Source organism: Massilia sp. PWRC2 (assembly GCF_049896725.1).
In the GTDB taxonomy this organism is placed as follows: Bacteria; Pseudomonadota; Gammaproteobacteria; order Burkholderiales; family Burkholderiaceae_D; genus JAFCUW01.
Genome location: NZ_JAFCUW010000009.1, coordinates 223,291 through 237,241, shown reverse-complemented (window position 1 = coordinate 237,241; position 13,951 = coordinate 223,291). Strand labels below are relative to the sequence as shown.

The 13,951-nt window shown below is 59.6% G+C and carries 23 protein-coding genes and 1 tRNA gene; 19 read left to right on the top strand and 5 right to left on the bottom strand.

Going from position 1 to position 13,951, the window contains the following annotated elements:
- Positions 1-77 (top strand) — tRNA-Val (locus tag ACP7BZ_RS18225).
- A 116-nt stretch (positions 78-193) separates the two neighbouring features.
- Here the strand turns inward: ACP7BZ_RS18225 and ACP7BZ_RS18220 are convergent.
- The 5 genes from ACP7BZ_RS18220 to ACP7BZ_RS18200 are packed head-to-tail and all read right to left on the bottom strand — an operon-like array spanning position 194 to position 5,104.
- The gene (locus ACP7BZ_RS18220; protein WP_426115732.1) at positions 194-1,081 is read right to left on the bottom strand and encodes an HpcH/HpaI aldolase/citrate lyase family protein; all 888 of its coding nucleotides are present in this window, start codon (positions 1,079-1,081) and stop codon (positions 194-196) included.
- A 4-nt stretch (positions 1,082-1,085) separates the two neighbouring features.
- On the bottom strand, positions 1,086-2,177 hold the full coding sequence (locus tag ACP7BZ_RS18215) for a cysteine protease StiP family protein (RefSeq protein WP_426115730.1): 1,092 nt from the start codon (positions 2,175-2,177) through the stop codon (positions 1,086-1,088).
- Positions 2,174-2,941: a hypothetical protein gene (locus ACP7BZ_RS18210; protein WP_426115728.1), complete on the bottom strand. Its 768-nt coding sequence runs from the start codon at positions 2,939-2,941 to the stop codon at positions 2,174-2,176. Before ACP7BZ_RS18210 ends, ACP7BZ_RS18215 begins: the two co-directional genes overlap by 4 nt.
- Positions 2,925-4,088, bottom strand: coding sequence for a phosphoribosyltransferase domain-containing protein (locus tag ACP7BZ_RS18205; protein WP_426115726.1), 1,164 nt, complete (start codon positions 4,086-4,088; stop codon positions 2,925-2,927). Before ACP7BZ_RS18205 ends, ACP7BZ_RS18210 begins: the two co-directional genes overlap by 17 nt.
- Positions 4,085-5,104 (bottom strand): ATP-grasp domain-containing protein, encoded by a 1,020-nt coding sequence (locus ACP7BZ_RS18200; RefSeq protein ID WP_426115724.1) that lies wholly within the window; start codon positions 5,102-5,104, stop codon positions 4,085-4,087. The genes ACP7BZ_RS18205 and ACP7BZ_RS18200 overlap by 4 nt, the downstream gene beginning before the upstream one ends.
- Before the next feature lie 356 nt (positions 5,105-5,460).
- Here ACP7BZ_RS18200 and rplC point away from each other — a divergent pair, with 356 nt between their 5' ends.
- From rplC to rpsE, 18 genes are all read left to right on the top strand, one after another.
- The gene (rplC, locus tag ACP7BZ_RS18195) at positions 5,461-6,117 is read left to right on the top strand and encodes a 50S ribosomal protein L3 (RefSeq protein ID WP_426115723.1); all 657 of its coding nucleotides are present in this window, start codon (positions 5,461-5,463) and stop codon (positions 6,115-6,117) included.
- Between the two features lie 2 nt (positions 6,118-6,119).
- On the top strand, positions 6,120-6,740 hold the full coding sequence (gene rplD, locus ACP7BZ_RS18190) for a 50S ribosomal protein L4 (protein WP_426115721.1): 621 nt from the start codon (positions 6,120-6,122) through the stop codon (positions 6,738-6,740).
- Entirely contained in the window at positions 6,737-7,054 is a 318-nt protein-coding gene (gene rplW / locus ACP7BZ_RS18185; RefSeq protein ID WP_426115719.1) for a 50S ribosomal protein L23, read from the top strand. Before rplD ends, rplW begins: the two co-directional genes overlap by 4 nt.
- Positions 7,054-7,881 (top strand): 50S ribosomal protein L2, encoded by an 828-nt coding sequence (rplB, locus tag ACP7BZ_RS18180; protein WP_131429169.1) that lies wholly within the window; start codon positions 7,054-7,056, stop codon positions 7,879-7,881. Before rplW ends, rplB begins: the two co-directional genes overlap by 1 nt.
- Before the next feature lie 9 nt (positions 7,882-7,890).
- A complete protein-coding gene (gene rpsS / locus ACP7BZ_RS18175; protein WP_119811777.1) occupies positions 7,891-8,166 on the top strand; it encodes a 30S ribosomal protein S19 in 276 nt (91 codons plus the stop codon).
- Positions 8,163-8,495, top strand: a complete 333-nt coding sequence (gene rplV, locus ACP7BZ_RS18170; protein ID WP_219884135.1) for a 50S ribosomal protein L22 — start codon at positions 8,163-8,165, stop codon at positions 8,493-8,495. Before rpsS ends, rplV begins: the two co-directional genes overlap by 4 nt.
- 9 nt (positions 8,496-8,504) lie before the next feature.
- Positions 8,505-9,365, top strand: a complete 861-nt coding sequence (gene rpsC, locus ACP7BZ_RS18165; RefSeq protein WP_426115716.1) for a 30S ribosomal protein S3 — start codon at positions 8,505-8,507, stop codon at positions 9,363-9,365.
- A gap of 2 nt (positions 9,366-9,367) precedes the next feature.
- On the top strand, positions 9,368-9,787 hold the full coding sequence (gene rplP / locus ACP7BZ_RS18160; protein ID WP_099789552.1) for a 50S ribosomal protein L16: 420 nt from the start codon (positions 9,368-9,370) through the stop codon (positions 9,785-9,787).
- Positions 9,788-9,799: 12 nt separating this feature from the next.
- Positions 9,800-9,991, top strand: a complete 192-nt coding sequence (rpmC, locus tag ACP7BZ_RS18155) for a 50S ribosomal protein L29 (RefSeq protein WP_131429172.1) — start codon at positions 9,800-9,802, stop codon at positions 9,989-9,991.
- Complete coding sequence (gene rpsQ, locus ACP7BZ_RS18150) at positions 9,988-10,260, top strand: 30S ribosomal protein S17 (protein ID WP_426115714.1); 273 nt, start codon at positions 9,988-9,990, stop codon at positions 10,258-10,260. Before rpmC ends, rpsQ begins: the two co-directional genes overlap by 4 nt.
- 282 nt (positions 10,261-10,542) lie before the next feature.
- Positions 10,543-10,911: a 50S ribosomal protein L14 gene (gene rplN, locus ACP7BZ_RS18145; RefSeq protein ID WP_099789560.1), complete on the top strand. Its 369-nt coding sequence runs from the start codon at positions 10,543-10,545 to the stop codon at positions 10,909-10,911.
- A gap of 9 nt (positions 10,912-10,920) precedes the next feature.
- Positions 10,921-11,235 (top strand): 50S ribosomal protein L24, encoded by a 315-nt coding sequence (gene rplX / locus ACP7BZ_RS18140; RefSeq protein WP_426115711.1) that lies wholly within the window; start codon positions 10,921-10,923, stop codon positions 11,233-11,235.
- Positions 11,236-11,237: 2 nt separating this feature from the next.
- Positions 11,238-11,777 carry a 50S ribosomal protein L5 gene (gene rplE, locus ACP7BZ_RS18135; protein WP_426115710.1) on the top strand — a complete coding sequence of 180 codons (540 nt, stop codon included), beginning with the start codon at positions 11,238-11,240 and terminating at the stop codon, positions 11,775-11,777.
- A gap of 4 nt (positions 11,778-11,781) precedes the next feature.
- On the top strand, positions 11,782-12,087 hold the full coding sequence (rpsN, locus tag ACP7BZ_RS18130) for a 30S ribosomal protein S14 (protein WP_099789568.1): 306 nt from the start codon (positions 11,782-11,784) through the stop codon (positions 12,085-12,087).
- Between the two features lie 14 nt (positions 12,088-12,101).
- Positions 12,102-12,497 carry a 30S ribosomal protein S8 gene (gene rpsH, locus ACP7BZ_RS18125; protein WP_426115707.1) on the top strand — a complete coding sequence of 132 codons (396 nt, stop codon included), beginning with the start codon at positions 12,102-12,104 and terminating at the stop codon, positions 12,495-12,497.
- A gap of 10 nt (positions 12,498-12,507) precedes the next feature.
- Positions 12,508-13,041, top strand: a complete 534-nt coding sequence (rplF, locus tag ACP7BZ_RS18120) for a 50S ribosomal protein L6 (protein WP_426115705.1) — start codon at positions 12,508-12,510, stop codon at positions 13,039-13,041.
- A gap of 11 nt (positions 13,042-13,052) precedes the next feature.
- Positions 13,053-13,415 (top strand): 50S ribosomal protein L18, encoded by a 363-nt coding sequence (rplR, locus tag ACP7BZ_RS18115; protein WP_426115704.1) that lies wholly within the window; start codon positions 13,053-13,055, stop codon positions 13,413-13,415.
- Between the two features lie 10 nt (positions 13,416-13,425).
- Positions 13,426-13,944: a 30S ribosomal protein S5 gene (gene rpsE, locus ACP7BZ_RS18110; RefSeq protein ID WP_054265836.1), complete on the top strand. Its 519-nt coding sequence runs from the start codon at positions 13,426-13,428 to the stop codon at positions 13,942-13,944.
- The last annotated feature ends 7 nt before the right edge of the window (positions 13,945-13,951 follow it).

Below are 13,951 nucleotides of genomic sequence, written 5' to 3'. Positions count from 1 at the left end.
GGGCGGTTAGTTCAGCTGGTTAGAATACTTGGTCGACATCCAAGGGGTCGCAGATTCGAATTCTGCACCGCCCACCAGAACAGGTAGTACATCAGGGCCGGTCAAGTCGCAGTCATGCGGTTTGACCGGCCCTTTTCTTTTGGCACGGTCCACGCAAAGAACGGGGACCGCGCTTTTCTCTTTTCTCTGTTTTCTATTGTGCGCTGGCGCTCGCTTCGTGCGGATGGGCGCCAAACACGTCCGACTGCTCGACCATGCGCTGGGCCCAGGCCCGGTGGGTGGCCACTTCGCACATCGAATCATGCATCTTGAACACCGCCGGCGCATTGACGTCGAGAATGGCGCGGGCGGCACTCAAGTCGTGCGGCTTGACCCGGTAATGCTGCTCGATCAGGGCGATCTGGCTGGGGTGGATGGCGGTCTTGCCGACCATGCCATGCGCCAGGTCTTCCAGCACTTCCTGGTCGAGCAGTTCGGGCAGATCGAGGTGCTCGAACACCGGCGCCGTCAGCACGAAGCCGTACGGCCGAAAGGTGATCGCCAGCCGCGCGATGACGGGGCCGAGCGGGGTGCGGTAGATCGTCATGCCGCGCGGGCGGCGCAGGCCCAGCAGGGCAAGCAAATCGTTGCCGCCAATGCGCAGCGCCAGGATGCGCCGATGCACAGCGGGCGCTTCGAGCAGCTGGCGGAACTGACGCATGGCGGCGTCGTCGAACACCTCGGCCGTCTCCAGGGTCGGCATCAGCATGTGGTGGGTATCGCGCACCTGGCGGAAATACAGCTCGAAATTGCTGCTGGTCGCCTTCGGGATGACAAAGCCACTGAGCTTGTCCGCGCCCGGCATGGCCAATACCCGTGCCAGCACCTCGGGATTGCGCACACGCACGAAACGCTCGGCACGCGTGTGCGCCTGCATATTGTTCAGCACCACCGACAGGTTGAACAACGCCCAGCTGAGGTCGCGCTCGGCCACCGCATCCTCGGTGCAGAAAATCAGCGAACGGACATGCGGCAAGCGTTCGCCGTCGGCCACCGCCATCAGGTATTTGTGGGTTGCTGGCACGTAAAGCGATGCACCCATTGATTTAAGCATCCAAAGCACTCCTGATCAGCGACACCGCGTGGTAGGGCAGGGCGCCATCGACCAGCATCGGTACCTGTTTTTCTTGCGCCAGCAGCAGCAGGTGGGCGACATCGCGGGCGCCGCCGTCGCGCACGATCAACAGCCGCGGCGTGCGCCGCAATAACACCCGGGTCGCCTCGCCGATGCCCGGCTTGACCAGATTGACGTCGTCGATGCCGTGCTGCCGCAACGCCGCCTGCATGTACGCCCGCGACACTGCCGCCGCCCGGGCCTGGTCGGACGGCGCCGCCTGCATGCCCTCGCCAGCGGACAGCTGCGCTTCGGCGGCGGCGACGATGGCGTCGGCGAACGCCTGCGACTGGTCGTGCGCGGCGAACTGCTGGTAGACCACGCAACCGTGAAACTGGCCGGGACCGATCGATGCATTCAGAATCGAGCGGCTGACCAGCCCGGACACGGTCGCGTTCAGGATACTCGAAGGGATCAAATAGTCGTCGCACGATGCGGCGCAGGCAGCTGTGCCTGCCAGGTCCGACAGCACGTACAGGCCGCCATCGATGGCAGTGCCGTGACTGGCGTTGAAGGTGGCGATGGTGCTGCGCAGTTCGGCGGCGATGACGCCCTTGCCGGTCCAGCCGTCGACAAACACCAGCGATGCGGCGGCATGGCCCTGCGCCAAAATATATGCGAGGGCATTGCTGTCGATGCCGCGGTCGCGGATGATCGACACCGAATAATGGTGCGCCTGGCGCTCGAGCACCCCATTTAACAGGCGCGTGAGCACGACGCCCACGGGAGTGCCGGCCCGCGCCAGCGACACCACCGTGATGGCGCCGTCGCGGCGCGCGGCGATCAAGGCAGCCAGGGTCAGGCAGTCGCGCGCCATCCGGTCATTGTTGGCGGCGCAGGCCTGGCGAAAGACGTCGAGGTAGCGCTGTGAGGGCAGCACTTCGGGCGACAGCATTTCGCTGTAATGGCGCTGGCCCGACTGGATCAAATATTCCTTGTCGGCGACGTCGACAAAATCCTGCAAGGGTAGCGGGGTCAGCAGAAATTCGACCTCGCCTTCGCGGTAACTGCCGGAAAAGCTCATAGCGCCGCCACGGTGAGCGCTGCCAGCTGGCTGGCACGCGGCACGATGGCGTAGTCGCAGGCAGCCATGAAGCGGGCGTCCGAGCGGCTGTCGCCGATGCCGAAGGTAATGATGTGCGGATGGGTGGCGCGCAGCTTTTCGGTGACGTAAGCCACCGCATGCGCCTTGTTGAGGGCGTTCGGCAAAATCGCCAGGTTGTTGCCATTGCGGTGAATAAAATAGTCGCGGCCACCGGCGCCGCTGTCGAGCCACGGCTGCACCACCTGGTGTTCGATGGGCGCCAGTCGCGCGGCCACCTTGGCGGGGTCCTTGACGACCAGATAAAACGGCGTGGCGCAGTCTTCGATCAGGCGCGCGCGCCCGCCAAAGCCGTTACTAATTGCCCAGCTGTCGATCAGCACCGCCAGTTCGCGCAGGCCGGGCAGGGCCGTCTGCATCGCTTGCTGCATGCGTGCCAGCCACAGCTGGTCGACCGCGCCGCCCGGTTCGAGCACGATGCCGCCGTAGTCGAGTACGGCGTAGCTGGTGAACGGCAGCTTGACCCGGCCGAAGGCATCGATGTTGCGGGCGGTGGCGGGAATGACCGTCATGCCGTCGCGGGCGAAGTCGAGGAAGGCGCGCTGCGCCGCCGTGGTGTACGAAATGGCGCTGCCGTCCTTGAGGAAGGCCGCTGGCACGAGGGCACCGTCGGTGGCGCATTTGTCGCGCGACTGGAACAGGGTGTCGTCGAGGTCGGCGAACAGGAATTTATGAAACTTCGTCAATCTGGGTCTCGCTTTGAAAGTAAAACAGGCGGGCATCGAGCAACTGCGCCAGCTGGCGCAGGGCGGCGTTGGCAGGGGTCTCGTGGCAAATCAATACGTGCTGGTACTGACCGCGGCGGACGTTATATAAATAGTTGGCGACGCCTTCGCCGTAGTTGTCGGCAAACGCCAGCCTGGTTGCCACCGCGCCCCAGGTGAGAATGGGTGAACGGGTGCTCGACTGCACCATGACGTTCACGCCCAGCTGTTCCAGCGCGGCGCCCAGCAGGTAGGGTGCGTGCATGAATTCACCGGTGCCCAGCACCAGCACGCTGTTGTCTGGCGCGATGTCGTTCGCCAGTCGCGCCGCCAGCGCCGCTGGTGCGCGCAAGGCGCGGCGCAAGCCATGGCGGCCGAAACGGCCGCTGGCGCCGCGTTCGGCGTCGGCATCGAAGCGCTGCGCCGGCGCGCCCGATGCGCTGAACTGGCCCGCCGTAAATTGGTAGTGACCGCTCACGGGCGACGCCAGCGTCACCGGCACGCCGCAGCGGGCCGACAGTGCCGCGGTGGCATCGTCGCCCATGAAATTGGTGATGGTGGCCAGGTGCACGTGGCCGATGGCGGGATTGAGAGCGCGGCAGGCGTGCGCCAGATTGATAAACGTGTTGCCGGTGCTCGCTTCGTCATCGACCAGTACCAGCGCCTTCGCCGTCAATAACAGCTGGCGCTCGGCATCAGCCGGCGGCAGGTGCAAAAACTGCCGTGGCGCGTGGCTGTGCGCTTCCTCGAACTCGACGATGTCAGTATCGCCCACGCGGTAGCGCGAGCTGTGCAGAAACAAGGCGGGCTGGTCCGGGTGCAGGCGTAACCACGCTTCGAACACCCCCTGGCCGAGGCCAATCGCGGTTTCCGCCATGGCAATGAAGACCACCGGCCCGGCCAGCGGCGGCACGGCTGCGGCCAGACGCGCATGGATGGCCGTCATCGCCGCCGGCCGCACCGGCCAGTGTTTACCCAGCACCTTCGAGAGGAACAGAAAGCCCCGTTTGGCGTTGTCGCGGGCGGCAAAGCCCATGATATCGTCGAGCGGGCAGTCGCTGCGCTCAATGGTCAGTGCGAGCGCGCCGGTGGGCAGCAGCACCTGGTAGTGCGTCGGAGAGTGGCTCATGCGAGTTCCGTGGCGCTGGCCAGCTCGGCCACGCGGATGCCGTCGCGCACCGCTGGCACGTGCACCCGGCCGTAGCCATCGGCAAAGCCGGACAGGGCGATCCACGGCAGATTCGGGCCGGCCACGCAGGCCATGGCGATGCCACCCGACATACGCGGATTAATTTCCAGCAGGTGCAGGACGCCATCGCCGAGACGGAACTGGATGTTGAACACGCCATTCAAGCCATGCGTGCTGGCCAGCTGTGCGCAGGCGCCGAGAATGTCGGCGCGCATGTCGATTAACTGCCCCTGGCCGGCAGTGGCCGGTTTGCGGCGGGCGACGGCGCACACCAGGCGGCCATGTTCGCCAACGCAGTCGACGCTGTACTCTTCGCCGTCCAGATAGGCCATCAGCAGCATGGGGCGGCAGCTGCCCAGTTCGGCCAGACCACGGCGGAAGTCGTCATAGCCGATGTGGTAGGCGGCGCCGGCCAGCAGCAGGGCGGCGCTGCTGCGTTGTTCATCGAGGATGGCAAAGCCGAGGCCGAACACCGAGTGCGAGGGCTTGATGCACAGCTGCCGGTGCTGCGGGCGCAGGGCGGCATAGGCGGCGTCGAACTGGTCCGCCGTTTCAAATGGCAGAAAGGGCGCGACGGGGGCGCCGGCAACATGGCTGGCAGCGTAAAAGCGCGCCTTGTCGTGAATCAGTTCAAGTTGTTCGGCTGGAGCGGCGCTGAGGATGCGGGTGCCGTGGGCGGCGAAGCGCTCGTGCTGGGCGGCCAGGGCGGTGGCGCCCTTGCCGGGAATAAAAATGTCGATCTGCTGGTCGCGGCAACATGCCAGGCACCAGTCGAGATAGGCGTCCATCTCGAGCCCGCGTGGCTCTGTATAGAATGCGTGCGCCGTGCGGGCGGCCGCCACGTGGGGGCTCGGATTGCTGTAGATGAGGTAAAAGCGGCCGGCGGGGTCGGCCTGACGGATCAGGCTGATGGCTGCGGAGACGGACGAAAAAGTCCTGTTAAACCAGACGCGCATAGTCAAACTTTCGGGATGGGCAGGGGCGGAGGCCATCTGTAAAGACCGCATTATGGGGCAGGGTCGTGCGAACGCAAGCAGGCGGGCTGCGGTGCTCTCATACGCAGTCGGCAGGGGCAGCGCAAGCGCACAGCAACAACACAGCAACAACACAGCAACAACACAGCAATCGCACAGCAATCGCACAGCAATCGCACAGCAACAACACGCCATACCTCTAACTAACTTGTTGCGTCAAGCCCTTTTGCACGTTATACTAGCCGGCTTCGGTATGGATTCGTCCGTCTCGAGTCCGTATCTTTACTTGGTAGTTAAACAGTCAGCCCCGCCCAATCGTAGGTGGGAATGGAGAAAAAATGAGCCTAGGCCTTCTCGGTCGCAAGGTTGGAATGATGCGCATCTTCACGGATGAAGGGGACTCGATCCCGGTTACCGTGCTTGACGTGTCGAACAACCGTGTTGCGCAAGTCAAAACTCCTGAAACGGATGGTTACACCGCCGTTCAGGTCGCATTCGGTCAACGTCGCGCTTCCCGCGTGACCAAAGCTGTTGCGGGTCACCACGCCAAAGCTGGCGTCGAAGCCGGTACGATGCTGAAAGAATTCCGCATTGATGCCGCTAAAGCTGCCGAACTGAAAGCTGGCGACATCGTCGCTGCCTCGCTGTTCGAAGTCGGTCAAAAGATCGACGTTCAGGGCGTTACGATTGGTAAGGGTTACGCCGGCGTCATCAAGCGTTACCACTTCTCGTCGGGTCGCGCAACGCACGGTAACTCCCGTTCGCACAACGTACCAGGCTCGATCGGTATGGCGCAGGATCCAGGCCGCGTGTTCCCAGGTAAGCGCATGACCGGTCACCTCGGTGACGTCAACCGCACCGTTCAAAATCTCGTAATCGCCCGTATCGATGCCGACCGTCAGCTGCTGATGGTCAAAGGTGCCGTACCAGGTGCGAAAAATGGCCAGGTCGTCGTGTCGCCTGCCATCAAAACCAAAGCACAGAAGGGAGCTTAACGATGGAACTGAAGCTTCTGAATGAGCAAGGACAAGCAGGCTCGAACGTTGCCGCCGCCGATACCGTATTCGGCCGTGATTACAATGAAGCCCTGATTCACCAGATCGTCGTCGCCTACGCCGCTAACGCGCGTTCGGGTAACCGCAAGCAGAAGGATCGTGAAGAAGTTCACCACACGACCAAGAAGCCTTGGCGCCAAAAAGGTACGGGCCGTGCTCGTGCCGGTATGTCGTCGTCGCCACTGTGGCGCGGCGGCGGACGCATCTTCCCTAACTCGCCTGACGAGAACTTCACCCACAAAGTGAACAAGAAGATGTACCGCGCAGGTATCTGCTCGATTCTTTCCCAGCTGGCTCGTGAAGAGCGCCTGGTGGTGGTCGAAGGCTTTGCCATCGACGCGCCAAAGACCAAGCTGCTGGCACAAAAGCTGAGCGGCATGGGCCTGGAATCGGTCATGATCATCACCGACACCCCGGACGAAAACCTGATGTTGGCTTCGCGTAACCTGCCGCACGTGCTGGTTGTCGAGCCCCGTCATGCAGATCCGATGTCGCTGGTGTTCTACAAAAAAATCGTGGTCACCAAAGCAGCCTTGACCATGATCGAGGAGATGTTCGCATGAGCGGCGTAATCAAATTTTCCGAAGAGCGCCTGATGAAGGTGCTGCAGGCGCCCGTCATTTCCGAGAAGGCCACCATGGTCGCGGAAAAGAACGAGCAAATCGTTTTCCGCGTCTTGCCTGACGCCACCAAGCCTGAAATCAAGGCCGCCGTTGAACTGCTGTTCAAGGTCGAAGTGGAATCGGTGCAGACCCTCAATCGCGAAGGTAAGGCAAAGCGTTCGGGCCGTTTCAACGGTCGTCGCAACCATACCAAGCGCGCTTTCGTGTGCCTGAAGCCTGGCCAGGAAATCAACTTCTCCGAGGAGGCTAAATAATGGCACTCGTAAAGATGAAACCAACCTCACCAGGCCGTCGTGGCATGGTGAAGGTGGTGAACCCCGACCTGTACAAAGGTCGTCCGTTCGCTGCCCTGGTTGAAAAGAAATCGAAGACCGCCGGCCGTAACAACAACGGTCACATCACCACCCGTCACATCGGTGGTGGTCACAAGCAGCATTACCGTCTGATCGATTTTAAACGTCAGAAAGATGGCATTCCTGCGAAGGTCGAGCGGATCGAATACGATCCAAACCGTACCGCCAACATCGCGCTGCTGTGCTACGCCGATGGCGAGCGCCAGTACATCATCGCCACCAAGGGTATGGCTGTCGGCGACGCCGTCATGAATGGCTCGGAAGCGCCAATCAAGTCGGGTAACTGCCTGCCAATCCGCAACATTCCGGTCGGTACCGTGATGCATTGCGTCGAAATGCTGCCAGGTAAGGGTGCCCAGATGGCCCGTACCGCCGGCGCCGGCGTCGTGCTGATGGCCCGCGAAGGCACCTACGCCCAGGTCCGCCTGCGCTCCGGTGAAGTGCGCCGTGTCCACATCGAATGCCGTGCAACGGTAGGCGAAGTCGGTAACGCTGAGCACAGCCTGCGTAAAATCGGTAAAGCTGGCGCCATGCGCTGGCGCGGTGTTCGTCCTACCGTTCGCGGTGTGGTCATGAACCCGGTCGATCACCCGCACGGTGGTGGTGAAGGTAAAACCGCAGCTGGTCGTCATCCAGTGTCGCCTTGGGGCCAACAGACGAAGGGTAAGAAGACGCGCCGTAACAAGCGTACGACTTCCATGATCGTCTCGCGCCGCGGCAAGAAATAAGGATAAGACATGACACGTTCATTGAAAAAAGGGCCGTTCATCGACGCCCACCTGGTGAAAAAAGTCGAAGCCGCGCAAGCGAACAAAGACAAAAAGCCAGTCAAAACCTGGTCGCGCCGCTCGACGATCTCGCCAGACTTTATTGGCCTGACCATCGCTGTACACAACGGCAAGCTGCACGTGCCAGTGTATGTCTCCGAGAACATGGTTGGTCACAAGCTTGGCGAATTCGCGCTGACCCGCACGTTCAAGGGCCATGCCGCTGACAAGAAGGCGAAGAAATAATGGAAACCAAAGCTATCCTCAAAGGTGTGCGCCTGTCGGACCAAAAGGGCCGCCTGGTTGCAGATCTGATCCGCGGCAAGAAAGTCGGCGCAGCACTCGACATTCTTCAGTTCAGCCCGAAAAAAGGCGCGACCATCATCAAGAAGGTTCTGGAGTCGGCAATTGCCAACGCCGAGCACAATGACGGCGCCGACATCGACGAGCTGAAAGTGGTGCAGATCTATGTTGAAAAGGGTCCGATCCTCAAGCGCTTTACTGCTCGCGCTAAGGGTCGTGGCGATCGTATCTCGAAACAATCCTGTCACATCTACGTGACTGTCGGTAACTAAGGGGTCACGATGGGACAGAAGATTCATCCAACAGGCTTTCGCCTGTCAGTAACCCGTAACTGGGCGTCGCGTTGGTACGCGGGCAATGGTAACTTTGCCCAAATGCTCAACGAAGACCTCGCAGCACGTGCTTATCTGAAAAAGAAACTGAAGAACGCTTCGGTTGGCCGCATCGTCATCGAGCGTCCTGCCAAGAATGCGCGCTTCACGATCTACAGCTCGCGTCCAGGCGTGGTCATTGGTAAAAAAGGCGAGGACATCGAAGTACTGAAGACCGCGCTGACCAAGATCATGGGTGTGCCCGTGCACGTCAATATCGAAGAGATCCGCAAGCCGGAAATCGATTCGCAATTGATCGCCGATTCGATCTCGCAGCAGCTGGAAAAGCGCATCATGTTCCGCCGCGCGATGAAGCGTGCGATGCAAAACGCCATGCGTCTGGGTGCCCTGGGCATCAAGATCATGTCGTCGGGTCGTCTGAACGGTATCGAAATCGCTCGTAAAGAGTGGTATCGCGAAGGTCGGGTGCCTCTGCACACCCTGCGCGCCGATATCGACTACGGTACCAGCGAAGCGGCCACGACGTACGGCATCATCGGCGTCAAGGTCTGGGTCTACAAGGGTGACCGCGCGCCAAACGGCGACGCACCCGTGATCGACACCCCGGCCGACGACAAGAAGAGCCGCGGCCCGCGCCGTGACGATGGCAAGCCAGCTGGCCGCCCACGTCCAGCCGGTCCAGGTGGCGCCCGTCCATCCACAGCGCCGGTTGTGCGTGCTCGTCCAGCGGTGAAATTGCCGGTGGCAGCAGCCCCAGCTGCGGCAGCAGCACCCGCCGCAGCTGAACCAGCTGAGAAAGCAGGAGAATAACCATGCTGCAACCAGCACGCAGGAAGTATCGTAAAGAGCAGAAAGGCCGTAACACCGGCATTTCTCACAGCCGCGGCACCGCTGTCTCGTTCGGTGAATTCGGTTTGAAGGCAGTCGCTCGCGGCCGCATCACCGCCCGTCAGATCGAAGCAGCACGTCGCGCCATGACCCGTCACATCAAACGTGGCGGTCGTATCTGGATCCGCATTTTCCCGGACAAGCCAATTTCGAACAAGCCAGCTGAAGTTCGTATGGGTAACGGTAAGGGCAATCCAGAGTACTACGTCGCAGAAATCCAGCCAGGCAAAGTCCTGTATGAGATGGACGGCGTTGACGAAACACTGGCGCGCGAAGCATTTCGCCTGGCTGCCGCCAAACTGCCGCTGGCGACGACGTTTGTCATCCGCCAAGTCGGCCAATAAAAGGAGTTGGATATGAAAGCAACAGAACTCCGCGGCAAAGACCAGGACGCTCTCCAGAAAGAGCTGAATGAGTTGTTGAAGGCCCAGTTCGGCATGCGCATGCAAATCGCTACGCAACAGCTGAGCAATACTTCCCAGCTCAAGAAGGTACGCCGCGATATCGCGCGTGTGAAGACGGTAATGAACTCGAAGGAAGCCAAATGACTGATACCGCTAAAGTCGCCCTGAAGCGTACGCTGGTCGGCAAGGTTGTTTCCGACAAGATGGACAAGACGGTCACCGTCCTGATCGAGCGTCACGTTAAGCACCCGCTGTACGGCAAAATCATCATGCGCTCGAACAAGTATCACGCGCATGACGAGACCAACTCGGTCAAAACGGGTGACACCGTTGAGATCCAGGAAGGTCGCCCCATCTCCAAGACCAAAGCTTGGACGGTGACCCGTGTAGTACAAGCTGCACAGGTGATCTAAAAGTAGTACCGGGTGAGCAGGGTGCCACGGCTTCCGTGGTGCCGTACTCACTCTAAAATTTAGTTCTTGCGGGCCCGCCAGTGTTATGCGATACTAGCGGGCTTCGTTCATGTGTTGCCGCAAAAATTCGTCACCCCAAAGTGGCCAGCGGACCAGAGACGAATGTTTTTGGAAAGTCCATCACCCAATCAGTGACTCCAGCAGGGGTTTCTGGCGGGACCAAGACTGACCGCAGGCCCACATTGTGGGGATTCTTCGGCTTAAGTTGGGAAAGAGAATACTATGATTCAAACTGAAAGCCGGCTCGAAGTAGCCGACAATACCGGTGCCAAGGAAGTTATGTGCATCAAGGTATTGGGCGGTTCCAAGCGCCGTTATGCTGGCATTGGCGATGTGATCAAGGTAACCATCAAGGTTGCTGCGCCACGTGGCCGTGTCAAAAAAGGTGAAATTTATAACGCTGTGGTTGTGCGTACCGCTAAAGGTGTGCGCCGCCAAGACGGCTCCCTGGTGAAGTTCGACGGCAATGCCGCCGTGCTGCTCAACGCCAAGCTGGAACCGATCGGAACGCGCATTTTTGGACCTGTCACGCGCGAATTGCGTACTGAGAAGTTCATGAAAATCGTGTCCCTGGCACCTGAAGTTCTGTAAGGAGTCGTAATGGATAAGATTCGTAAAAACGACGAAGTCATCGTTCTGACCGGTAAAGACAAGGGCAAACGTGGTGTAGTTCAGCAGCGTATCGATGCTGAGCACGTCATCGTTGAAGGCGTCAACGTCGCTAAAAAAGCGACCAAGCCGAACCCAATGACCGGTGTACAGGGCGGTATCGTCGATAAGACTATGCCGATTCACATTTCCAACGTTGCATTATTCAATGCAGCGACTGGCAAGGCAGACCGGGTGGGCTTCAAGACCGTGGATGACAAAAAAGTCCGCGTGTTCATGTCTTCCGGTCAAGAAGTGAAGGTTTAATCATGGCCCGTCTTCAAGATTTTTATAAAGAAAAGGTCGTCGCTGACCTGGTGGCCAAATTTGGCTACAAATCGGCGATGGAAGTGCCGCGTCTGACCAAGATCACCCTGAACATGGGCTTGGGCGAAGCGATTGCTGACAAAAAAATCATCGAGCACGCCACTGGCGACCTGACGAAAATTGCTGGCCAAAAGCCAGTGACGACCAAGGCACGCAAAGCAATCGCTGGTTTTAAAATCCGCGAAGGCTATCCGATCGGTACCATGGTCACCCTGCGTGGCGCCCGTATGTACGAGTTCCTCGATCGTTTCATCACCGTGGCCCTGCCGCGCGTGCGTGACTTCCGTGGCGTCAACGGTCGTTCGTTCGATGGTCGCGGTAACTACAACATCGGTGTCAAGGAACAGATCATTTTCCCTGAAATCGAGTACGACAAGATCGATGCGCTGCGTGGTATGAACATCAGCATCACGACTACCGCCAAGACCGACGACGAAGCGAAAGCTCTGCTCGCCGCCTTCAAATTCCCGTTCAGAAACTGAGATCATGGCAAAACTATCCCTGATTAACCGCGAACAGAAGCGTGCAGACCTGGTGGAGAAATTCGCCCCGAAGCGTGCCGCTCTGAAAGCCATCATCGATGATCAGTCGAAGACGGAAGAAGAACGTTATGAAGCCCGTTTGAAGTTGCAGGCATTGCCGCGCAACTCGGCCCCGACCCGCCAGCGTAACCGCTGCGCCATCACCGGCCGGCCACGTGGCACATTCCGTAAATTCGGTCTGGCACGTATCAAGCTCCGTGAATTCGCCATGCGTGGTGAAATTCCGGGTATGACTAAAGCAAGCTGGTAATAGGAGAATATGCAATGAGTATGAGCGATCCTATCGCCGATATGCTGACCCGCATTCGCAACGCCCAAGGCGTACAAAAGACGACCGTGGCAATGCCATCGTCGAAAGTTAAAGTAGCGATTGCCAACGTCCTCAAGGACGAGGGTTACATTGAAGATTACGCGGTTACCGAAGACGGTGGCAAGGCGGAACTGAAAATCGGTTTGAAGTATTACGCTGGCCGTCCGGTCATTGAGCGCCTCGATCGCGTGTCCCGTCCAGGGCTGCGCGTCTACAAGGGCAAAGATGACATCCCTAGCGTCATGAATGGCTTGGGCGTGGCGATTGTGTCGACTCCGCAAGGCGTCATGACAGACCGCAAAGCGCGCGCTACCGGTGTCGGCGGCGAAGTTATTTGCTACGTGGCATAAGGAGAAGACGATGTCTCGAGTAGCTAAGATGCCGATCGCTGTTCCAGCTGGCGCCGAAGTGGCGATCACTGCACAGTCGATCACGGTAAAAGGTCCGTTGGGCACGCTTGTTCAGAAGCTCAATGGCCTGGTAAAAGTAGAAAACAACAACGGCAGCCTGTCCTTCGACGTCGTCGATGACAGCCGCGAGTCCAATGCGATGTCGGGCACCTTGCGCGCCCTGGTCAACAATATGGTGACCGGCGTAACCAAGGGCTTCGAGAAGAAGCTGACCCTGGTCGGTGTGGGCTACAAAGCCCAGGCCGCCGGTGACAAGCTGAACCTTTCGCTGGGTTTCTCGCATCCGGTCGCTCACGCGATGCCGGCTGGCGTGACCGCCACCACCCCGACGCCGACCGAGATCCTGATCAAGGGTATCGATCGTCAACAGGTTGGCCAAGTCGCCGCTGAAGTGCGTGCTTACCGCTCCCCTGAGCCTTACAAAGGCAAGGGCGTTCGCTACGCGAACGAAGTGGTTAAGCTTAAAGAAACCAAGAAGAAATAAGAAGGCTGACCATGGACAAGAAAGAATCACGTCTGCGTCGTGGACGCCAGACCCGCATCAAGATTGCGGAGATGAAAGTAAATCGCCTGTCGGTACACCGTACCAACCTGCACATTTACGCCAACCTGATCAGCCCGGATGCGAAGATCCTGGTTTCGGCTTCGACCGCCGAAGCCGAAGTGCGCGCCGAACTGGCAGGCAAGACCGGCGGCGGCGGCAACGCTGCAGCGGCTGCACTGGTCGGCAAGCGCGTCGCCGAAAAGGCTCTGAAAGCAGGGATTACCGAAGTTGCGTTCGACCGCTCCGGTTTCCGTTACCACGGCCGTGTGAAGGCGTTGGCTGAAGCCGCGCGTGAAGCCGGTCTGAAGTTCTAAGGATATCATCATGGCAAAAATGCAAGCAAAAATGCAAAGCGACAAGCCGGATGATGGCATGCGCGAAAAAATGATCGCGATCAACCGCGTGACCAAAGTGGTCAAGGGCGGTCGTATCATGGGTTTCGCCGCATTGACCGTCGTCGGTGACGGCGATGGCCGCATCGGCATGGGCAAGGGCAAGTCGAAAGAAGTACCAGTCGGTGTGCAGAAGGCAATGGAAGAAGCCCGTCGCAACCTGATCAAGGTGCCTCTGAAGAACGGTACCCTGCACCACACCGTTACCGGCCGTCACGGCGCATCGAAAGTAATGATGATGCCCGCCAAGCCTGGTACCGGCGTGATCGCTGGTGGCGCCATGCGCGCAATCTTCGAAGTAATGGGCGTAACCGATGTCGTGGCGAAATCCACCGGCTCGTCGAATCCTTACAACCTGGTGCGCGCAACTCTCGACGGCCTGTCGAAAATGAGCACTGCTTCCGACATTGCCGCCAAGCGCGGCAAGTCGGTTGAAGACATCCTGGCTTAAGGTGAAC

Excerpts from the sequence above, each read along its gene's own strand:
- ACP7BZ_RS18220 (WP_426115732.1), bottom strand. The coding sequence starts at position 1,081 with ATGGGTGCATCGCTTTACGTGCCAGCAACCCACAAATACCTGATGGCG.
- ACP7BZ_RS18215 (WP_426115730.1), bottom strand. The coding sequence starts at position 2,177 with ATGAGCTTTTCCGGCAGTTACCGCGAAGGCGAGGTCGAATTTCTGCTG.
- ACP7BZ_RS18205 (WP_426115726.1), bottom strand. The coding sequence starts at position 4,088 with ATGAGCCACTCTCCGACGCACTACCAGGTGCTGCTGCCCACCGGCGCG.
- ACP7BZ_RS18200 (WP_426115724.1), bottom strand. The coding sequence starts at position 5,104 with ATGCGCGTCTGGTTTAACAGGACTTTTTCGTCCGTCTCCGCAGCCATC.
- rplC (WP_426115723.1), top strand. The coding sequence starts at position 5,461 with ATGAGCCTAGGCCTTCTCGGTCGCAAGGTTGGAATGATGCGCATCTTC.
- rplD (WP_426115721.1), top strand. The coding sequence starts at position 6,120 with ATGGAACTGAAGCTTCTGAATGAGCAAGGACAAGCAGGCTCGAACGTT.
- rplW (WP_426115719.1), top strand. The coding sequence starts at position 6,737 with ATGAGCGGCGTAATCAAATTTTCCGAAGAGCGCCTGATGAAGGTGCTG.
- rplB (WP_131429169.1), top strand. The coding sequence starts at position 7,054 with ATGGCACTCGTAAAGATGAAACCAACCTCACCAGGCCGTCGTGGCATG.
- rpsS (WP_119811777.1), top strand. The coding sequence starts at position 7,891 with ATGACACGTTCATTGAAAAAAGGGCCGTTCATCGACGCCCACCTGGTG.
- rpsC (WP_426115716.1), top strand. The coding sequence starts at position 8,505 with ATGGGACAGAAGATTCATCCAACAGGCTTTCGCCTGTCAGTAACCCGT.
- rplP (WP_099789552.1), top strand. The coding sequence starts at position 9,368 with ATGCTGCAACCAGCACGCAGGAAGTATCGTAAAGAGCAGAAAGGCCGT.
- rpmC (WP_131429172.1), top strand. The coding sequence starts at position 9,800 with ATGAAAGCAACAGAACTCCGCGGCAAAGACCAGGACGCTCTCCAGAAA.
- rpsQ (WP_426115714.1), top strand. The coding sequence starts at position 9,988 with ATGACTGATACCGCTAAAGTCGCCCTGAAGCGTACGCTGGTCGGCAAG.
- rplN (WP_099789560.1), top strand. The coding sequence starts at position 10,543 with ATGATTCAAACTGAAAGCCGGCTCGAAGTAGCCGACAATACCGGTGCC.
- rplX (WP_426115711.1), top strand. The coding sequence starts at position 10,921 with ATGGATAAGATTCGTAAAAACGACGAAGTCATCGTTCTGACCGGTAAA.
- rplE (WP_426115710.1), top strand. The coding sequence starts at position 11,238 with ATGGCCCGTCTTCAAGATTTTTATAAAGAAAAGGTCGTCGCTGACCTG.
- rpsN (WP_099789568.1), top strand. The coding sequence starts at position 11,782 with ATGGCAAAACTATCCCTGATTAACCGCGAACAGAAGCGTGCAGACCTG.
- rpsH (WP_426115707.1), top strand. The coding sequence starts at position 12,102 with ATGAGTATGAGCGATCCTATCGCCGATATGCTGACCCGCATTCGCAAC.
- rplF (WP_426115705.1), top strand. The coding sequence starts at position 12,508 with ATGTCTCGAGTAGCTAAGATGCCGATCGCTGTTCCAGCTGGCGCCGAA.
- rplR (WP_426115704.1), top strand. The coding sequence starts at position 13,053 with ATGGACAAGAAAGAATCACGTCTGCGTCGTGGACGCCAGACCCGCATC.
- rpsE (WP_054265836.1), top strand. The coding sequence starts at position 13,426 with ATGGCAAAAATGCAAGCAAAAATGCAAAGCGACAAGCCGGATGATGGC.